Here is an 18,559-nt window from a genome sequence, read left to right as displayed (position 1 = left end):
TTAAGAAAGCAGCCTTTTTAGTATGCAGTTTAGTTCTGATTAAAAGATATAACGCAAACCTAACTGTATAGCCCAAGTGCTGGCAGTAGAAGTGCTCCTGATAAATGATTTGTCGATCAAAATAGGAGTAGAACTTCCGTTAGGCGTATAAGTAGCCAGTTGATAAACCACCGCACCTGTAGTAGCGTTCTTAGCAGCCCTTAAAGGAGTGCTGGTTGGGAAGAAGTCACGCAATCCCCAATCCTGGTTCAGCAGGTTCAGGAAGTTGGTGCAATCTGCACTGAACTGTAAAGTGTTTTTATGTTTACCAATGTTCACAAAAATATCCTGCAGGATCTTTACATCCACTTTATGGTAGAAAGGATATTTACCACCATTACGTTCTGCAACCTGGCCCATGTGTTTGCTCAGGTATTTATCCTGTGCAACAAAAGCAAAGAAAGCATCGCTCTGTTGTTGTGCAGTATAAGTAACATTACCGGCTGGTGTACTAACAACCAAAGGAATGAAAGTGATCTCGCTTGCATTTTTTGGAATGTACATCAGGTCCTGGCTGTTACCATCGTAGTTAACATCGGCAGTGTTGGCAAAGCCGCTTGGTAAACCGGTAGCTGTAGTACCGGTACCTGAACCGTATACATAGCTGATCCTTTGAGAACCACCCGCTGCACCCGGAGCCTGTGAACCTTCATAGAAAACAGAGAAGGTAGTAGCCAGGTGTTTCAGGTACTCTTTCCTGTAAGAGAAGATACCAACAATACGGTGAGGAGTAGAGAATTGAGAGTAAGACAATTCTTTGGTATTCTGTGTACCGCTGGTTGGGTTAGCGCTCCATACAGAAGCAGCAGTAGAGCCAGGGTTAGCAGTTACGTCCAGTGCTTCGCTGTAAGTGTAAGCAAGTGAAGCATAGAATCCTTTGCTGAAAGATTTAGATACCTGGGCAGTGAAAGAGAAACCACCACCTTTTTTATTGTTTTCCAGTACTATCGTGTTGGCGTAAGCGTTATACAGCCTCCTGGTAGAAGTAGTGGTGTTGGCAAAGCTTGGCCTTGTAGAGCCACCCAGGTTTACAGTGCTGGTAGGTGCAATTTCATTAGCATTACGCAGTACAGTTGCATTCAGGTCTTTGGTGTATAAAACATCCATTGACAAAGTTAAACCGTGTGCATATTTCTGTTCAAAACCGATATTGGTCCTCCACACTTGTGGGAATTTGTAGTTCTTATCGATCAGCACAAAACCACCGGTATTAGGTGTAGGAGCAGGAGCCGTAAATAAAGACTGCCATGCTTTTGGATCTTTGCTGAAAGTGATCTGAGACAACTGGGTTGCACTTGCCAAAGCACTTACCTGGTACATACCGCTATTGGTAGGCATGTTGGTTAAGTATACAAAAGGAATTTTACCGGTGTAGATACCGCTACCTCCACGGATGATCAGTTTTTTATTGCCATCAACATCCCAACGCAGGTTTACCCTTGGTGAAAAATACATAGTAGCTTTTGGCCACATACCGGTTGAATAATTGGTAGGGTTGCCGTCTTTGTCAGGATAAGTTAATGCAGTGATAGAGGGGTTTTCGATAGGCTGTGTAGGATAAATTGGTTTATCGATACGTAAGCCATAGCTCAACCTCAGGTTAGAATTGATGTTGAATTCATCCTGTGCATAAGCGCTTCCCTGTGCAATTTTCAATTCAGCAGAGTAGGGAGCGTCGTTGCCCGGTACCCTTGAATAAGTAAGTGCAAAAGCAATAGGGTGAGCAGTCGGGTTCATGAAATCAGCGATAGAACCATAAGTATAATAGCTCTGTGAAGCCGGCATGAACTGGTTACCTACATACTGCTGTTCGTAAGCAACACCTAAAGTAACAGTGTGCCTTCCTGCATAGATCATGAAGTTATCAGTAGCATTGTAAATGTCATTCTTAACATCGTTGTTGTTGGAATAAGGCTCTTTACCCAGGCTGATGTAGTTGTTCTTTACAGTTGGGTAGCTGGCGCCTGTAGGGCTTCCGATGATATCAACAAACGGGAACAGGTCGCTGTTGGTAGTACGTGTATCGCGGATGTTGGTGCTGGTAGCAATGAACTGGTTAGCGAATTTGCCATTCCAGTTACTGTTCACCTCAAGAGAAAAATTCCTTACGATATCTTTAAAACCATAGTTGGAGTTGGCAAAAGAATAAGCATTGGCGCCCAAACGTGCAACAGAGGTCCATGTATTGGTACCGCTGGTAGCACTGTTAGGAACACTTAAAGAGTTAACCGCAACATCATTGGTGTTCTGGAACTCGCTGTATTTTACAGTCAGTTTATGTTTTGTGCTGATGTTCCAGTCCACACGTCCCAGCAGTTTGTAGTTGCTCTTACCAAAGTTTGGCTGAACATAACCGCCGGTTTCGTAACCGTAAGTGGTCCTTACATAATTAGAAACTTTATCCAGGTCAGAAGCCAAAACAGTAGAAGTGTTGGTACCTGCAACTGTACCACCTGTTGGTACATAAGAAGTAGCAGGAGGGATCAGGTTGTTTTCGTATTCACCGTTAACAAAGAAGAATAATTTGTTTTTGATGATCGGTCCACCGATGCTGCCACCCCAGATGTTGGTCTTGCTGTCGGCATTGGTAAGCCTTAATTTACCTACCCTTGTACCTATATAATCTTTTTCTTTATAGTAAGTATAAGCAGTTCCTTTAAAAACGTTGGTACCGCTCTTGGTTACCGCGGCAATATTACCACCGGTAAAGTTAGATTGCCTGACATCGTATGGGCTGATGTTTACACTGATCTCTTCGATCGCATCCATAGAGATAGGGTTGCTGCCACCGCCCGGTAATGGATCGGTGCTTAAACCAAAGTTGTTATTCAGGTTGGCACCATCAATAGTAACGTTATTGTACCTGCCATCACGACCGCCAATGCTGTTACCATTTGATTGTGGTGTTAAACGGGTAAAGTCAGTGATACTCCTGTTGATGGTAGGCAAAGTAGTGATCTGCCTTTGACCAATGCTGGTGGAAACACCGTTCTTGATATTAGCGGTACTGCGGGCACTACCCGTTACCACTACTTTTTCAAGCACTGTGCTGTTGTTTTCCAAAGCTATGTTGGCATTGTAATCATCGCCCAGGGCAAGATTGATATCGGTCAGTTGCTGAGGTGTAAAACCTACAGACTCGAAAGAAAGCGTATAAGGACCGCCGGAACGCATACCTGAAATAGTGAAAGTACCTGCTTTTTTAGAAACAGTTACATACTTGGTTCCGGAAGGTTGGTGAATAGCCGTGATAGTGGCCCCGGCAATGGGCTGTCCGTCTTTTTGCTTAACTGTACCAGAAATACTGCTGGTAGTAACCTGTGCACTCAGCGCAACTGGAAAAATTAATAGTACGGTCAATAAACGTACAATTTTTCTGATTCTCATAATAGTTTGTTTTTACGGTGGCAAAGAAACTAAATAATTGGCGAATTTGAGCCAATTATTATCAACAAATTATAGGGCAATGATAAGTGGTTATATGCTGCTTGTGCCCTGTAGTACTATATTTCAGCCAATGGGCAACTTTTATTAAAGTTTAAACGATAAAATCATCGAAATAGCTAATTTATTAATGTGTCAACACAGTTAAAATATTCCCGATTTCAAAAAATTGTTGCGTAACAAAAAGCACCAAACCTTGTTACCTTTGTACTATAAATAAATGTATATGTTAGACAGTATTGAAAGTGCCATTGAGGATATAAAAAAAGGAAAACTGATCATAGTAGTAGATGATGAAGACCGCGAAAACGAAGGCGATTTTATAGGGGCAGCAGAAAGCGTGACCCCCGAAATGATCAACTTTATGAGTACCCACGGGCGCGGGCTGATATGCGCCCCCCTGATAGAAGAACGCTGCGACGAATTACAATTGCCACCCATGGTAGTGGACAATACTTCCCTGCATGAGACCGCTTTTACCGTAAGCGTGGACCTGCTGGGCAATGGCTGCACCACGGGTATTTCGGCACACGACAGGGCCAAAACCGTACAGGCATTAATTGACCCCGCCACCAAACCCGACGACCTCGGCAGACCGGGCCATATCTTTCCATTAAGGGCTAAAAAAGGAGGCGTATTGCGCCGTACCGGGCATACCGAAGCCACGATAGACATGGCGGTACTGGCCGGATTTTATCCCGCCGGTGTGCTGGTGGAGATCATGAACGAAGACGGATCAATGGCAAGATTGCCCCAATTGGTTGAAATTGCCAAAAAATTTGACTTAAAGCTGATCTCGATAAAAGACCTGATAGAATACCGTTTAAAGACAGAAACACTGATAGAAGAAGAAGTAAGCGTGCAGTTGCCCACCAAATACGGCAGTTTTGACCTGGTGGCCTTTAAACAGCTCAACACCGGCGAAATTCACATGGCCTTAAAAAAAGGCAACTGGCAAAAAGATGAACCGGTGCTGGTAAGGGTACACAGCAGTTGTATGACGGGTGATATTTTAGGCTCTTTAAGATGCGATTGCGGCGACCAACTGCACCATGCCATGAAGATGATAGAAAAAGAAGGTAAGGGCCTGATATTATATATGAACCAGGAAGGCCGTGGCATTGGCCTGCTGAACAAATTAAAAGCCTATAAACTGCAGGAGCAGGGAAGGGATACCGTGGAAGCTAACCTGGAACTGGGATTTGGCATGGATGAGCGGGACTATGGTGTGGGCGCCCAGATACTGCGCCACATGGGTGTAAGTAAAATGAAACTGATGAGCAACAACCCCCGCAAACGCGCCGGCCTGCTGGGCTATGGCCTGGAAGTGGTGGAAAATGTGCCCATCGAAATCAAATCAAATCCGCACAACGAAAGATACCTGCGTACTAAAAAAGACAAACTGGGACACGAGATACTGAATGGTTAGATCATTTACTGGGTTTCAGTGATTTTTTCTTTCGCGGCGGCGGATCTTTTCCTCCTTGGTGCGTTTATCATAATCCCTGCGGTAAGATATTTTTAACCCTGTTTTATTTCTTTGCAGGCCGGTAAGATCTGTAGCCACAATGCTGGTACGGTTAAAACCTACCGCCCTCCACCTGCCATCCTTGGTAAGCATGTACTCAATGGTAATATCAGGACTGATCAGGTTCTTATTCGTAATAAGCGCATAGGGGTTATTGAAATCAATATTTCCTCCAATTAATATCACCAGGCGGTTGTTCAATAAGAACTGGAAACCCGTTCTTACATTGGCTTGCAGTAAAGCAGCTGTGCTTTGCAGGTCAAAACTGGAGTTGATGTCCAGGTAAGTGGAGACCTTTCCACCCGTAGCTTTATCAAGACTTTTATTAAAGATGCCGGTAAGCCAACCGGATACCACACCGCCAATGGTATTGGCCGCTAATGTAAACGGTACATTGCCTGTTAAAGCATTCTGCTGGCCGGTGGAAATAAATGAATTGATCAGCAAAAGGCTGGCCACCTGTTTATTCATTTCACTCTCTTCTTTCCTGAAAGCTTCCAGCTTATTCATCGCAAAGAAATCACCGTACAAAGGATTGTTCCTGTCCGGTATCACAAAGCTGAATTTGATATCGGGCTTATTCAATATACCGGTAAGCGAAGCAAGGATCTTGATATCGCCTTTCTGTTTAAAATTATTGGAAGAAGAAATACTGCTCAGGTCAACGTTCTTGGCAAGATATTCTGCTTCAATATTAATGTTGGCCAGATACGGATCACCGGTCCATACAATGGAAGAACCACTGTTAACTGTAAAATATTTTTGCAAAAAGGTTTGGAAATTGAATTTGTATTCACCCTTGGTGATGTCGTAACGCCCCCGCATTTCCAGCTTTTCATTACTGCCCACATGAATCGACAGGTCACCATTGCCTTGCCCGCGGATCACATCACCCGTCACATCATCCAGTATCACATCAATGCGGCAGGCGGGGTTGGCTTTCAGGTCCATATCCAGCGTAATGCTCGATTCTTTTTTGCCGCCACCATCCTGCATCTCGGTACCAAACTGTACAAAATCTATATAATCAATAGCGCTGGCTTCTCTGCCCGAACCGGTGGGTATGGAAATATGGCTGGAGTCTGTAGTGGAAGTGCTGCCGTTGATCTTCATCTTCATATCTGTAACAGGGCCGTTCAAAGACATGGTTGCACTGCCCAGCACCCTGCCATAAAACTGCGAATTGTCTTTTTCTGTGGTATTCAGCAAAAGCATATTGCGTTTGGTATGGAAATTCACGTTGTCGAACGAAAGTTCATCGAACATATTTTTAAAATATACCTTACCACTCGCCGTTCCTTCATTGTTGAAAGTGTCTTTAAGGGCAATCTCCCCAAGATCCAGCTCACCAGGGTTTAAAATAAAGGTCTCGTTATCGAACCAGTATTTGCATTGGGTATAGTTCACCATCAGCGAACCACCGGTAACGGATACACTACCGGTAAAATTTTTATTATTAGGCCCGCCACTGATCTTTAAATTACTCACCGCATCGCCGTGCATATGGCTGAAAATGCTGCCCAGGTAATTGTCCAGCAGGCTGATATCAAAATGTTCCGAAACCACGTCAATATTCATTTGCTTATCGGTGGAATCTTTATAATTATAACTGCCGTCTATATCGACTTTGTAAAGCGGGTTATCCGTTTTGGTTTTAAAGGTTACCAACCCGGTAGCCGTATTCACGCCGCCATTCAGCTTGGTATCGCCGATCTTCTTGTCGTCTATCGTAAGGTTCTCTGCCTCTGCTTCATAATCGATCCTTTGTTTGCCAAATGGGTCGCTTAGTGTAACGGTTCCTGTTATAACGCCTTCTATCCTTGGTTTTTTTAAGAAGAAAGGAGCGAAGTCATCAATATTTACTTTTTTAAGCTGCGCCACCACATCCGTATGGTCAGTACCATCCTCGGCCGGTCGGGTGGAAAGCACGATCTCCTGGTTGCCCTGCACGAATTTTACCTCACTGGCATCAATATACGATTTTCGTATCGTGAGCTCCCCGTCTTTTTCCAGCTGCCACTTTTTATCGTTCACAATAAAGGAAGAAGGGGAGAAGTGTATGCGTACACCGTCGGACAGGGTTTGTACGGTAGCATTCAGTTCTGCTTCGCTGAGCGTTTTGCTGGCGCTGGTTTTTAATTGTATCACCGATACATCATTGTTAGAACGGATACTGAGGTCGGTGCCGGGAAAATGCAGGCTGTCGTTCAGCACCACATCGCCGGCAGTTATACGGGTGAATAAAGTATCCAGGTTGCCCTTGCTTTCTAAATTAACGGAGTTGAACACTTTTTTATCGTACTCAAACTGGGGGATAAAGGCTTTTACATTCAGTTCGTTTTGCGCCAGGCGCAGGTTGCCGCTGAAAGTAGCGTCATTAAAGCCTTTCAGCCTCGGGTCGATCAGCTGTACATATTCATCCACTTCCTTGGTCTTGATAAAAAAACTAAAATCCTGGTTGCTTACCGCATGATTGGGTTTGGGAATATAAGCCGGGTAATAACGGCTTAAGAAAACTTTGAAAGCATCGGGTAGTTCCAATATTTTAAAATCGCCGGTGATACTGCCTTCCACTTCATTGGAAAGAATGGACAAATGTTTTTTGCCATCGGCAATAAATGAATTCAGCGTAAGCGAATCGAAAGATAATTTGGTGTTATTGTGCAGCAAAGTAGCACTGTACACTTTTGCGGTACCAAGAAAATTTGTCAATGTTATTACCCGTAAAGTTCAGGTTAAAATGTCCTTTCAGCGCAAAATCATCATAGGTAAAATGCAGGTTTTTAAAATTGGAACTATCCAGTACTGCATCAAAATTGAACGCCATCTCTTTTTCGGCAAAGCTGATAGAACCATTGAAATCACTGATCTTTAAATTGGGATCATTCACTGTGCCATGCCCGGTAAATACCTGTTTATTGAAAGTGCCGTCCAAAGCAATATCCTGGTAGGTATAACCGGAAAACTGCAGGCGGTGCACATTGCCCTTAAAAGCAGCATTCAGGTCTTTAAGGTTAAAACCACTGCCTTTGATATTACCATCCAGCGCAATATTGCCCAGCGCACTGCTGTTAAGGAATTGGCCAAGGTTGAACCCGGAGGAAGATATCTTACCCGAATAAGTGGCAGGGCTGTTATCCGGCAGTTTCATGTTGATATCAGCGATCACATCGCCCAGGTTGGTATTGATATTACCATACGTAACAAAGTCGTTGATAAAGCCGGTGAAATTTCCCCTGAACCTGATATCACCCAATTTAGGCAATTGAGGTTGGGTCACATTTTTTAAACTGGGAATAATAGCGATAAGGTCTTTGTAATTTGTAACGAGGCTGTTGGATTTAAAATCAATAAAGGTATTGGTAAGATCGGGCAATCCCCTCAAAGCAATATCGCCATCCACCGAAGTGTTGCCGCTTTTGATGATCATATTCTTTGCCACCAGGTTATCGATAGTACCTTTTGCCGTGCCTTCAATATCAAAACTGCGGTTCCAGCTTTTTAATGCGGGAGCGAAATAAGCAATATCATCACTGTGCACAATACTGTTCTTGAATTTGCCTTCCAGCATTACGCTGTGAATGAAATCACTCATGCTTTCATTAAAGCCATCATAGCTCATGGAATAATAATTGCGCAACCTGCTCTTATTGGTCTCCAGGTCTAGGTTATTGAACTCCATGATGTCGGGCGTGAACTTAAGATCTGCCTGCAGTTTTTTTACTTCAAAGCCGCATTTTTCTTTGGTGGCCAGGTTAACGGCTGCAAACAAAGTATCTTTTTCAAAACGGATATTTTTTATGCTGGCATTGATAGAACCAAATAGCAGGTGTTGCCCGTCGAACCGGTCGGTATAAGGCAGCCGCTCTGTTTCTTTTTCATTTTGAAACATGCCGTTGTTTATCTGCAGATCATTTACTTTAAAAACCCATCCATCATTGTTCCATTTATAAGCGGATGGCGTAGTAACATTCACCGATGTTTTTGCAGCAGCATAATCAGCCGGCCGCTTGCCGGTATAATTGCTCTGGTAAAAAACGGGCCCGTCGAGCATGATGTTCTTTATCGCGATCTTTTTAGCAGTAAGATCAATTGAGTCTGCTTCTGCATTCAGTTTTTTTACTTTCACTACCATATCCTGGCCCACCCACTTATCCACCTTTGCAAAACGGAGGTTTTCCATTTCCACCGTTTTAAAATCTATCTGCAATTGCTTTTTGGGTTTGCTGTTAGGATCTTTTGGCGACGAGAAATAATCTATTAAGAACTGGTAATTCCAAACAGAATCAGTACGGTTCAGGTTGATGACCGGATCTTTCAAGCCCAGGTATTGCAAGGTGGCTTTGTCCTTTAAAAAGAACCAGTCGGTGATATTTACCCTTGCAGTGCCGGCATACAGCAGTGTATCTTTTTTATGATCTTCCACCAGCACGCCCTCTATCAGCATTTTATTGAAAAGGGAAAAATCAACATGGCGTACGGAAACTTTAGTGTGCAGGTTTTCTGAAAGCACTTTGGTGACCCTGGTAGCAATATAATTCTGTACCGGCGGAAAATTAATGATGCCCCAGAGTGAAGCTGCCAGTAAAAAGAAGGCAAGGAAAAAACCGATCTTATGCTTTACCTTTTTAAAAACAAAAGCCCAGGCAATGGCCCAGGCAAAAAGCAGGATATAAAAAAGCCATTTGTTATTACCGTATAAAAAAAAATACAGGGCTATAAGCCCCAGCCAGAACAGCAGCGTGAGAGATATCCATTTTAATATGTTAAGGCTTTTGCTCAGGGTATTCGCTCTTATTACAAAAATAACGTTTCGCCTGTTACAGGCAAATTCAGTACCAAACTTTATAAATTATTTAGATAAGCAGCGAAGCCATTCTCAGGGGTAAAAAACAGCGATCCCCCGTGGGAAACATGCAGAAAAATATCGTTTAAACATTGAACTTACCGGAAATAATAGCCGATATTAAGGCTCAGCATCCGGTTCTGGATATTGCGCTGGTCATTCTCCTCGTTGTTGTTGATGCTGGCAAGGCCGTGCAGGTAACCGGCTTCCACAAATACTTTCTTCATATGAAAACCGATACTGGCATTCAGTCCCAGGTCGAACCAGCCATAGTTGCTGTAGCCGAATTTCAGTTTTTCGGAAGTGGTGATATTGTTATTGTCGGTCGCCTTTATTTTGCCAAAATTGGTAAAACCAAAATCCGGCCCCAGGCTGATCACGAAAAAATTACCTTTTACCGGGAAGTCAACACTCAGTGAAGGAATGAGGTCGAGATAAGTGATCGTGTATTGTTCTTTTTTATTGGTGCCGTTGATCGGTTTTACAATAAAACCTCTTTTATTCAGCATTACCGAGGGAGAAAAATTTAAAACACCATCAAAAGGAACTTTTGCAAGCGCCCCAATGCCATAACCAAATACAAAATCCGTAGGTTGTTTTACATTGCTGTAAGTGGCTTTTGCCGAGGCAAAATTCCATCCCGCTTTTGCCGCTATTTTTACCTGTGCCGTGCTTTTAACAGTTATCAGAACTACTGCTGCAAAAAGTATTATAATTTTCTTCATGTGTTTTAATTGAGTGCAAATGTACAGTTTTACTAAGAGTAGGAAATACAGCCCATAAGGTTGCATCTATTTTTTGCCGGTCATGTTGTTATTGAACTGCTCCGACTGGCCTTTTGCTATGGAAAGATTGTGCCAGTTATTGCCCGTGATTAGTTTGGCGGCAAAAATTATTTGTCCCACATGATAAGGATAATGCGCCAGCTGCCGGTTAATGGCATCCACTACAGTAAGCCCCTCACCGCGGATATAGATGGTTTTAAGGAGGTCATCTTCCGTCAATGCACTGATCGCATCCAGGCAACAACGCCATCCTTTTTCCCAAAAGGCAAGCAGTTGTTCTTTGCTCAGTTGCTGTTCTTCAAATTCTGTATCGCGGTTGCGCCAGTCCTTTTCGCCATCGCTGGTTAAAAAATCGGTCCAGCGGCTCAGCATATTGCCGGCCATATGCTGAATGATGATGGCAATACTATTGCTGGCCTCATTGGGCTGGTAATGAAGATCAGCTTCATTCAGTTGCGCCAGTGTTTTATCGCCCAGTTCTTTGTAGTAACCCAATCTTTTAACAGCTGATTGAAGAAATATTGTTCCGGTATTCATAATCACTTTAATTTAAAAATAGTCTGATTGTAATACTTATTATAGAAATGCACAACGATACTATTGATAGCTTCAACCCTTTGTAATAAATTCTGTAAGCATTGTTGAAAATATCTGCATCCTCATTTTCTACAGCAAGTACCATCAGTTTATTGCCTCTTATATTCAATGCCCATATAAAAACGTATACTGTTATTAGGAATAGCGCTATAAATGGGCGTATCCTGAATTCAAAAAATGCCAGTGAAGTCTTGAATTCGTGGTCCCAGGGGTAACGGCTTATTGCAATGTACCAATCCAGTACATCCAGGACGTTGTAAACCAAAACCATCGCTAAAACAAACCTGGATAATGAAAGTACTTTCTTTACAATACGCTTCTCTATATTATCAATGAAATTATTCGAGATAAGGTCTTCAGTCATAAATGTATTTATAAAGATGTTTTTTTAAAATTTCAATACCCTTCCGCATCATCATCGCCCCGTTTATCGCCCACAGCAGTAATTTGTTTGCCTTTTATTTCGATCAGTTCCACCCGACCAATAGGAGATCTAGGCATTACTTTATAACCCATCACCTCCAGTTGTTTTTTTACAGCTTCATCAAAATCCTTTTCCACATCAATCCTGTCGGGTAGCCATTGATGGTGGAACTTGGGTTTATTAACGGCATCTTCGGGTGTCATACCAAATTCTAAAATATTCACCAGTGTTTGAAATACGCTGGTAGGTATGGTGGTGCCGCCGGGCGTGCCCACCACCAGGTAAGGCTTGTTGCTTTTTAAAACGATGGAAGGCGTCATGCTGCTCAGCATTCTTTTGCCGGGTGCAATGGCATTTTTATCGTTGCCAATAGCCCCGTACATATTGGGCACGCCGGGCTTTACACTAAAATCATCCATTTCGTTATTCAATAAAAAACCGGCGCCGCTTACCACCGTACGGCTGCCATAACCACCATTGAGTGTAGTGGTAACCGATACTATATTGCCTTTATTATCCGCCACACTTAAATGCGTGGTCTCTTCGCTTTCTGGTATCACGCCTGCCTTGGTAGCGGCGCTGTTACCGGCTTTCGCGGCATCAAAATCCTTCATACGCTCCTGCAGGTAAGCCTGACTGGTAAGGCGTTTTACCGGCACTTTTACAAAATCAGGGTCGCCTAAAAATTCCGCACGGTCGGCATAAGCCCTTCTTTCCACTTCGGTCATCAAATGCACACTGGCAGCCGTTTGAAATTTCATCGCAGCGATATTCCTTTTTTCAATCATGCCCATCATCTGCTCTAAAATAATGCCGCCACTACTGGGCAAAGGCATGGTGATAATGGTTTTGTCTTTGTATTTAAAAATATAAGGCGTTCTTTCTTTGGCTTCATAATTTTCAAGATCAGCATAACTGATCAGCCCGCCACCTTTTTGCATTTCTTCCACGATAAAACGGGCAGTTTCGCCGGTATAAAATCCTTTTTTACCGTTATCCCTGATGCGTTTTAAAGTATTGGCCAGTTCTTTCTGAATTAAAGTATCACCTGCCTTCCAGTCTGTATTTTTTACAAATGCCACTGGAGCGCTATTCAATTTTAAGAATTCTGCTTTCGTCCTGTTCAGTGAAGCAGCTTCGTTGGCGGTGATCGCATAGCCATTTTCTGCCAGCTCAATAGCCGGCTGGATCAGTTTTTCAAAAGGGAGCGAAGCATATTTATACGATGCAAAAAGGCCCGCTACCGTGCCTGGTACGCCTGCCGCCAAATGCCCGTCCTGCGATAACTGCAATTGTGCATTACCATTACTGTCCAGGTACATATCACGGCTGGCTTTTGCCGGTGCTCTTTCCCGATAGTCGATGGCAATATTCTTACCGTTCTTTAAATGCGCCACCATAAAACCGCCACCACCAATATTACCGGCGCCGGGATATACTACAGACAGTGCCAGTTGTGTGGCAATGGCAGCATCCACCGCATTGCCGCCCTGCTGTAAAATGCTTAAACCGGCCTTACTGGCAAGAGGATGGGCCGAAACCACGGCGCCATTGGAACAAACCACTTTTTTTTGTGAGTGGTAATTATAAGGATTAATTTGCGCCGTACTTTGCAGCACTAAAAAACACGCAATCATCGCAGGCAGAATGCTCTTTTTTCTCATAGTTAAAATTGATCATTAAATACACCGCCTGATAAACCAGGGATTTTATGAAGAAACACTTTTTTGTTTTTTGTATCACACTATTATCCGTTCTCCCTTCTTTTTCCCAACAACTCAAAAGCCCCGACCAGTTCCTAGGCTATCAATTGGGGGATAAATATACGCCGCATTACAAGATCGTGAATTATTTTCAGCAGGCTGCCGAAGCCATGCCCAAAATGATGAAACTGGAGCAGTACGGACAGACCAATGAAGGCAGGCCTTTATTGCTGGCGATCGTTGCATCGGAAGAGAATTTTTCCAGGCTGGAAGAAATACGGAAAAATAATTTAAGGCTTGCAGGCATTTTAAATGATAAACCGGCGGATGTGACTGCGCCTACCATCGTATGGCTCAGTTACAATGTACATGGCAATGAGACCAGTTCATCCGAAGTGGCGATGAAAACATTGTATACACTGCTCGATCCCTCCAATGCACAAACAAAAACATGGCTGAAGAATACCGTGGTACTCATTGATCCCTGCCTGAACCCCGATGGCAGGGAACGTTATATCAATTGGTTCACGCAGGTATCAGGTAAAAAGGCTGATCCTAATACAGATGCAAGGGAACACAGCGAACCGTGGCCGGGCGGCAGGACCAATCATTACAATTTTGACCTGAACAGGGATTGGGCCTGGCAAACACAGACCGAATCGCAGGGCAGGGTAAAAAAATACAACGAGTGGATGCCGCAGGTGCATTGCGATTACCACGAACAGGGCGTGAACAGTCCGTATTATTTCGCCCCTGCAGCAGAACCTTTTCACGAAGTGATCACCCAGTGGCAGCGGGATTTTCAGCTGACCATCGGGAAAAATCATGCAAAATATTTTGATAGTAATGGCTGGTTGTATTTTACCAAAGAGATATTTGATCTTTTTTATCCTGCTTACGGTGACACGTACCCGATATACAACGGTGCCATTGGCATGACCTACGAACAGGCGGGCGGACCCGCAGGCGGATTAGCTGCTTTAAAAAATGATGGTGATACGCTTACATTAAAAGACAGGATAGCACATCATTTTACTACGGGTATGAGTACGCTGGAAATGGCATCCGTGTATAACACTAAGCTGGTGAGCGAGTTCAAAAAATTCTTTGATGATGCAAAAAATAATGGAATAGGCGAATACAAGACTTATGTAATTGCAGAGCCCAATGAAGATAAGTTAAAAGCACTGCAGACCTTTTTTGATGCGAACGGTATTAAATACGGTACTGTGAATGATAAGCTGCTCAAAGGATATAATTATTTTTCAGGAAAAGAAGAAGCGTTTACTTTACCCAGTTATAATATTGCGGTGAGTGCATATCAGCCCAAATCTACTTTGGTAAAGGTTTTATTTGAACCAAAATCTAAACTGGTTGATTCAGTTACTTATGATATCACTGCATGGAGCATTCCTTATGTATACGGCCTGCAGGCTTATGCAGTAAGAGAAAAACTGTCTGTACAGCAACGCACGCCTCATTGGCGGCCGGCACCATCGCCATCCAATGAATCTTATCCTTATGGCTATCTTATCAGTTATAGATCTTTTGAAGATGCAAAAATCCTGGCGGCCCTGTTGAATAAACAGGTAAAAGTTCGTTTTGCCGAAAAGGATTTTACCTATGGCGGCATCGCATATTCAAAAGGTACACTGATCGTATTAAAGAAAGGGAATGAAGAGCATTTAAAAGATATAGTGGAAATTGCTCCTTATGCTGTGGGCGTATCAAGCGGTTTTATGGAAAGCGGCTTTGATTTTGGCAGCGAAAAAGTACATTTTATCAAAAAGCCCAACGTGGTGTTGGTAACCGGTAAGGGTGCCAGTTCCGGTGCAGCCGGGGAAGTATGGCATTTGTTTGAGCAGCAGTTGAATTATCCTGTTACACTCATCAATGCAGATGATATAGATGCAGCAGCATTAAAAAATACAGATGTGCTGATACTGCCCGACGGCAATTATAAATTTTTAAAAGATAAAGAATCGGCAGCCGACATAAAAGCATGGGCGCAACAGGGGGGCAAAATAATTGCCATGGAAAACGCTGCTGCACAAATAGCAAAGCTGGACTGGGGCTTTAAACTGAAGAAGAGCGACGAAGATGACAAGAAAGATGATAAAGGGGCTTATGCCGATGTAAAACGTTACGAGAACAGGGAAAGGGAAAGTATCACTGACTTTATCCCCGGTTCTATTTACAGGGTAACGCTGGATGATTCGCATCCATTGGCATTTGGTTACAACTCCAATTATTTTACACTCAAGCAAAGTGGCGACCTGTATGAATTTATGAAAGATGGCTGGAATGTAGGGGTAATTAAAAAAGACAACCAGGTGGCCGGTTTTGTAGGTAGTAAATTGAAGGATAAATTAAAAGATGGCACCGTGCTGGGAGTACAGGATATGGGAAGAGGCACAGTAGTATATTTTGCAGATGATCCCATCTTCAGGAGTTTTTGGGAAAATGGTAAACTGCTTTTTGCAAACGCCATTTTCTTAGTGAATCAATAATGATAAATTTTAGCATCAACTAATTATGAAATACAGATCGTTGCTCGGGATTATACTGTTAGGTTTTTGTTCTATCAATATTAAGGCACAAACACCCAGGACCTATACTTCATCAGAAATACTATTGCAGTTAAAGAAACTGAATGTGCTGGGCTCTGTATTATACATTGCGGCACATCCCGATGATGAGAATACCCGGCTGCTGGCTTACCTGGCCAACGAAAAATTATACCGCACCGGTTATTTAAGCCTTACCAGGGGCGATGGTGGCCAGAACCTGATAGGTGATGAGCAGGGCGTGGACCTTGGGTTGATAAGAACGCAGGAACTGCTGGCGGCAAGAAGGGTGGACGGAGCAGAACAATTCTTCAGCCGTGCCTTCGATTTTGGCTTTAGTAAAAGCCCCGAAGAAGCCTTACGGATATGGGGACACGATAAAATATTAAGCGATGTGGTTTGGGTGATCCGTAAATTCAAACCCGATGTGATCATTACAAGATTCCCTACTACAGGAGAAGGTGGTCACGGTCATCATACCGCATCAGCAATACTCGCAGGTGAAGCATTTGAAGCTGCTGCTGATCCCACTAAATTTCCTGAACAATTAAAATATGTGAGCGTGTGGCAGGCCAAACGTTTGCTCTGGAACACTTTTAATTTTGGTGGTAATAACACACAAAACGAAAGCCAGTTTAAGCTGGAATGCGGTGATTACAACCCGATATTGGGCAAAAGTTATGGAGAGATCGCCGCTGCCAGCCGCAGCATGCACAAAAGCCAGGGCTTTGGTGTACCGGCACAGCGGGGAAGCGTGATAGAATATTTTAAAACGATAAAAGGGGAGGCGCCCTCAAAAGACCTGATGGATGGCATTGACCTGAACTGGAGCAGGGTAGGTAATACAGACATTACAAACAGCATCAATACTATCGTAAAGAACTTTGACCTGCAGCATCCGGAAAAATCGAATGCCGACCTGGTTAAATTATATGATGCAGTAGATAAAATAACGGATCCCTACTGGAAACAATTAAAACAGGGAGAAATAAAAAGGTTACTGGAGAATTGCAGCGGCCTCTTTATGGAAGCAGTAGCCAATAACCAGTATGCAGTACAGGGCGATAGTTTGCGTGTAACCCTTACCGTAAATAACCGCAGTGGTGCCAATATATTGAGTGCCGATGCACAGATAGATACAACTTACGTGATTTTCGACCAGCTGAAAAAGAATACAAGCGAAGTGAAAAATTACACCTGGCATATTCAGCCGGATGCAAAGCCTACACAACCATATTGGCTGGAAAATGAAATGAGTAAAGGCAGTTTTAATATTACTGAGCAGCAATTGATTGGCAAAGCTGAGAGTGATCCGTTGAGTGTGAATTTTAGCATGATGATAGAAGGTAAAGAGTTTGTATTTAATAAACCCATTCGTTATAAATATACAGACCCGGTAAAAGGGGAGATCTATCAACCGGTAAACATAGTGCCGCCTGTTTCATTTAATCCAAAGGAACCGGTTATTGTTTCAAAAGAATTCAGGAATACTACGGTTGAAGTAACAGCCCTTAAAAAAATTACTTTGAATGACCCGGCTATTATTTCTAACATTCCGGATATAACTAACAATGTTGTAGTGGATGCAAATATTGGTTTAAAAGGCAATGTAAGTTTTGAAAAAGATCAAAAAAGAAGTTTTGCCATCGTTCCGCCGGCAACTGTTGATAAACCTTCATTCATTGTGGGTGGACAAGAAAATACTACCGGGTTCAATCAGCAAATCAGAACAATCAATTACGATCATATACCCACCATCAATTACTTAAAGAAAGCAAAGATCGAATATCGATTGATCGATTTGAAAACCGAAGGTAATTATGCCGGCTATATACCCGGGGCTGGAGATAAAATTCCCGAAGCGCTGGAACAAATGGGATACAAAGTAGTGATACTGAAAGAAAGTGACATGACACCTGGCAACCTGCGCCAGTTTGATGTGATAGTAACCGGAGTAAGAACTTACAACACTAATGAATGGATGAACAATGCTTACGACGCATTAATGCAGTATGTAAAAGAAGGTGGCGTGTTATTTACACAATACAATACCAGCAACCAGATAGGCCCTGTAAAAGCAAAAATAGCTCCCTATCCTTTCACCATCAGCCGCAACAGGATAACCGATGAAGAAGCTAAAGTGAATTTCCTGCTGCCGGAACATAAAGCGTTGAACTATCCCAATAAAATAACGCAAAAAGATTTTGAAGGATGGATACAGGAGCGCAGTATTTACAACGCAGAAAATATTGACACAGCTTACAGAAAAATATTAAGTATGAAAGATCCCGGCGAAAACGATCAGGATGGAAGCCTGATCATCGCAAACTATGGCAAAGGAAGATTTGTGTACGCCGGTCTTGTATTCTTCCGCGAATTACCGGCGGGTGTGCCCGGAGCCTACAGGTTGTTTGCCAACCTTATTGCCAATAAGCGGGTAAAGTATATCAAATAAACAAAAGCTATAGCATAATAGTGGATGCCTGTATGAAGAATTACAAATGCTTGTTAAAAAAATGAAAAACGAAAAAACATACTGGCTCAAATGGTATTTTAGTGTGCTGCTGTTTTTAGCGGCGCAGATAATTTTCTTCTATTTAATAACAAGGTATTTTAATTAAACTGT

General features: G+C 42.9%; 10 protein-coding genes. 3 read left to right on the top strand and 7 right to left on the bottom strand.

Features of this window, described 5'->3' with window-relative positions:
• Positions 1 to 39: 39 nt before the first annotated feature.
• Positions 40 to 3,426 carry a TonB-dependent receptor gene (locus QM738_RS23195; RefSeq protein WP_462279150.1) on the bottom strand — a complete coding sequence of 1,129 codons (3,387 nt, stop codon included), beginning with the start codon at positions 3,424 to 3,426 and terminating at the stop codon, positions 40 to 42.
• Between the two features lie 283 nt (positions 3,427 to 3,709).
• On the opposite strand from QM738_RS23195, the gene QM738_RS23190 reads away from it, so the two are divergent.
• Positions 3,710 to 4,912: a bifunctional 3,4-dihydroxy-2-butanone-4-phosphate synthase/GTP cyclohydrolase II gene (locus QM738_RS23190; protein ID WP_462279149.1), complete on the top strand. Its 1,203-nt coding sequence runs from the start codon at positions 3,710 to 3,712 to the stop codon at positions 4,910 to 4,912.
• A gap of 15 nt (positions 4,913 to 4,927) precedes the next feature.
• Here QM738_RS23190 and QM738_RS23185 read toward each other — a convergent pair whose 3' ends face one another.
• The 6 genes from QM738_RS23185 to ggt form a co-directional block, all read right to left on the bottom strand.
• Entirely contained in the window at positions 4,928 to 7,723 is a 2,796-nt protein-coding gene (locus tag QM738_RS23185; protein ID WP_462279148.1) for a translocation/assembly module TamB domain-containing protein, read from the bottom strand.
• Complete coding sequence (locus tag QM738_RS23180) at positions 7,668 to 9,458, bottom strand: AsmA family protein (RefSeq protein WP_462279147.1); 1,791 nt, start codon at positions 9,456 to 9,458, stop codon at positions 7,668 to 7,670. Before QM738_RS23180 ends, QM738_RS23185 begins: the two co-directional genes overlap by 56 nt.
• A 497-nt stretch (positions 9,459 to 9,955) precedes the next feature.
• Positions 9,956 to 10,582: a porin family protein gene (locus tag QM738_RS23175; RefSeq protein ID WP_462279146.1), complete on the bottom strand. Its 627-nt coding sequence runs from the start codon at positions 10,580 to 10,582 to the stop codon at positions 9,956 to 9,958.
• A gap of 66 nt (positions 10,583 to 10,648) precedes the next feature.
• Positions 10,649 to 11,179: a DUF1572 family protein gene (locus QM738_RS23170; protein ID WP_462279145.1), complete on the bottom strand. Its 531-nt coding sequence runs from the start codon at positions 11,177 to 11,179 to the stop codon at positions 10,649 to 10,651.
• Positions 11,180 to 11,186: 7 nt separating this feature from the next.
• Positions 11,187 to 11,603 carry a hypothetical protein gene (locus QM738_RS23165; protein WP_462279144.1) on the bottom strand — a complete coding sequence of 139 codons (417 nt, stop codon included), beginning with the start codon at positions 11,601 to 11,603 and terminating at the stop codon, positions 11,187 to 11,189.
• A 32-nt stretch (positions 11,604 to 11,635) separates the two neighbouring features.
• The gene (ggt, locus tag QM738_RS23160; protein WP_462279143.1) at positions 11,636 to 13,327 is read right to left on the bottom strand and encodes a gamma-glutamyltransferase; all 1,692 of its coding nucleotides are present in this window, start codon (positions 13,325 to 13,327) and stop codon (positions 11,636 to 11,638) included.
• A 47-nt stretch (positions 13,328 to 13,374) separates the two neighbouring features.
• Between ggt and QM738_RS23155 the strand changes: the two genes are divergently transcribed.
• Both QM738_RS23155 and QM738_RS23150 read left to right on the top strand, forming a co-directional pair.
• Complete coding sequence (locus QM738_RS23155; protein ID WP_462279142.1) at positions 13,375 to 15,876, top strand: M14 family metallopeptidase; 2,502 nt, start codon at positions 13,375 to 13,377, stop codon at positions 15,874 to 15,876.
• 25 nt (positions 15,877 to 15,901) lie between these two features.
• A complete protein-coding gene (locus QM738_RS23150; RefSeq protein WP_462279141.1) occupies positions 15,902 to 18,388 on the top strand; it encodes a PIG-L family deacetylase in 2,487 nt (828 codons plus the stop codon).
• The last annotated feature ends 171 nt before the right edge of the window (positions 18,389 to 18,559 follow it).

The organism is Ferruginibacter sp., from assembly GCF_049840995.1.
In the GTDB taxonomy this organism is placed as follows: domain Bacteria; phylum Bacteroidota; class Bacteroidia; order Chitinophagales; family Chitinophagaceae; genus Ferruginibacter.
Note: the sequence above shows the minus strand (reverse complement) of the source record. Positions and strands in the feature narration are given on the sequence as shown.

Excerpts from the sequence above, each read along its gene's own strand:
- QM738_RS23195 (WP_462279150.1), bottom strand. The coding sequence starts at position 3,426 with ATGAGAATCAGAAAAATTGTACGTTTATTGACCGTACTATTAATTTTT.
- QM738_RS23190 (WP_462279149.1), top strand. The coding sequence starts at position 3,710 with ATGTTAGACAGTATTGAAAGTGCCATTGAGGATATAAAAAAAGGAAAA.
- QM738_RS23180 (WP_462279147.1), bottom strand. The coding sequence starts at position 9,458 with ATGCTGATAGAGGGCGTGCTGGTGGAAGATCATAAAAAAGATACACTG.
- QM738_RS23175 (WP_462279146.1), bottom strand. The coding sequence starts at position 10,582 with ATGAAGAAAATTATAATACTTTTTGCAGCAGTAGTTCTGATAACTGTT.
- QM738_RS23170 (WP_462279145.1), bottom strand. The coding sequence starts at position 11,179 with ATGAATACCGGAACAATATTTCTTCAATCAGCTGTTAAAAGATTGGGT.
- QM738_RS23165 (WP_462279144.1), bottom strand. The coding sequence starts at position 11,603 with ATGACTGAAGACCTTATCTCGAATAATTTCATTGATAATATAGAGAAG.
- ggt (WP_462279143.1), bottom strand. The coding sequence starts at position 13,327 with ATGAGAAAAAAGAGCATTCTGCCTGCGATGATTGCGTGTTTTTTAGTG.
- QM738_RS23155 (WP_462279142.1), top strand. The coding sequence starts at position 13,375 with ATGAAGAAACACTTTTTTGTTTTTTGTATCACACTATTATCCGTTCTC.
- QM738_RS23150 (WP_462279141.1), top strand. The coding sequence starts at position 15,902 with ATGAAATACAGATCGTTGCTCGGGATTATACTGTTAGGTTTTTGTTCT.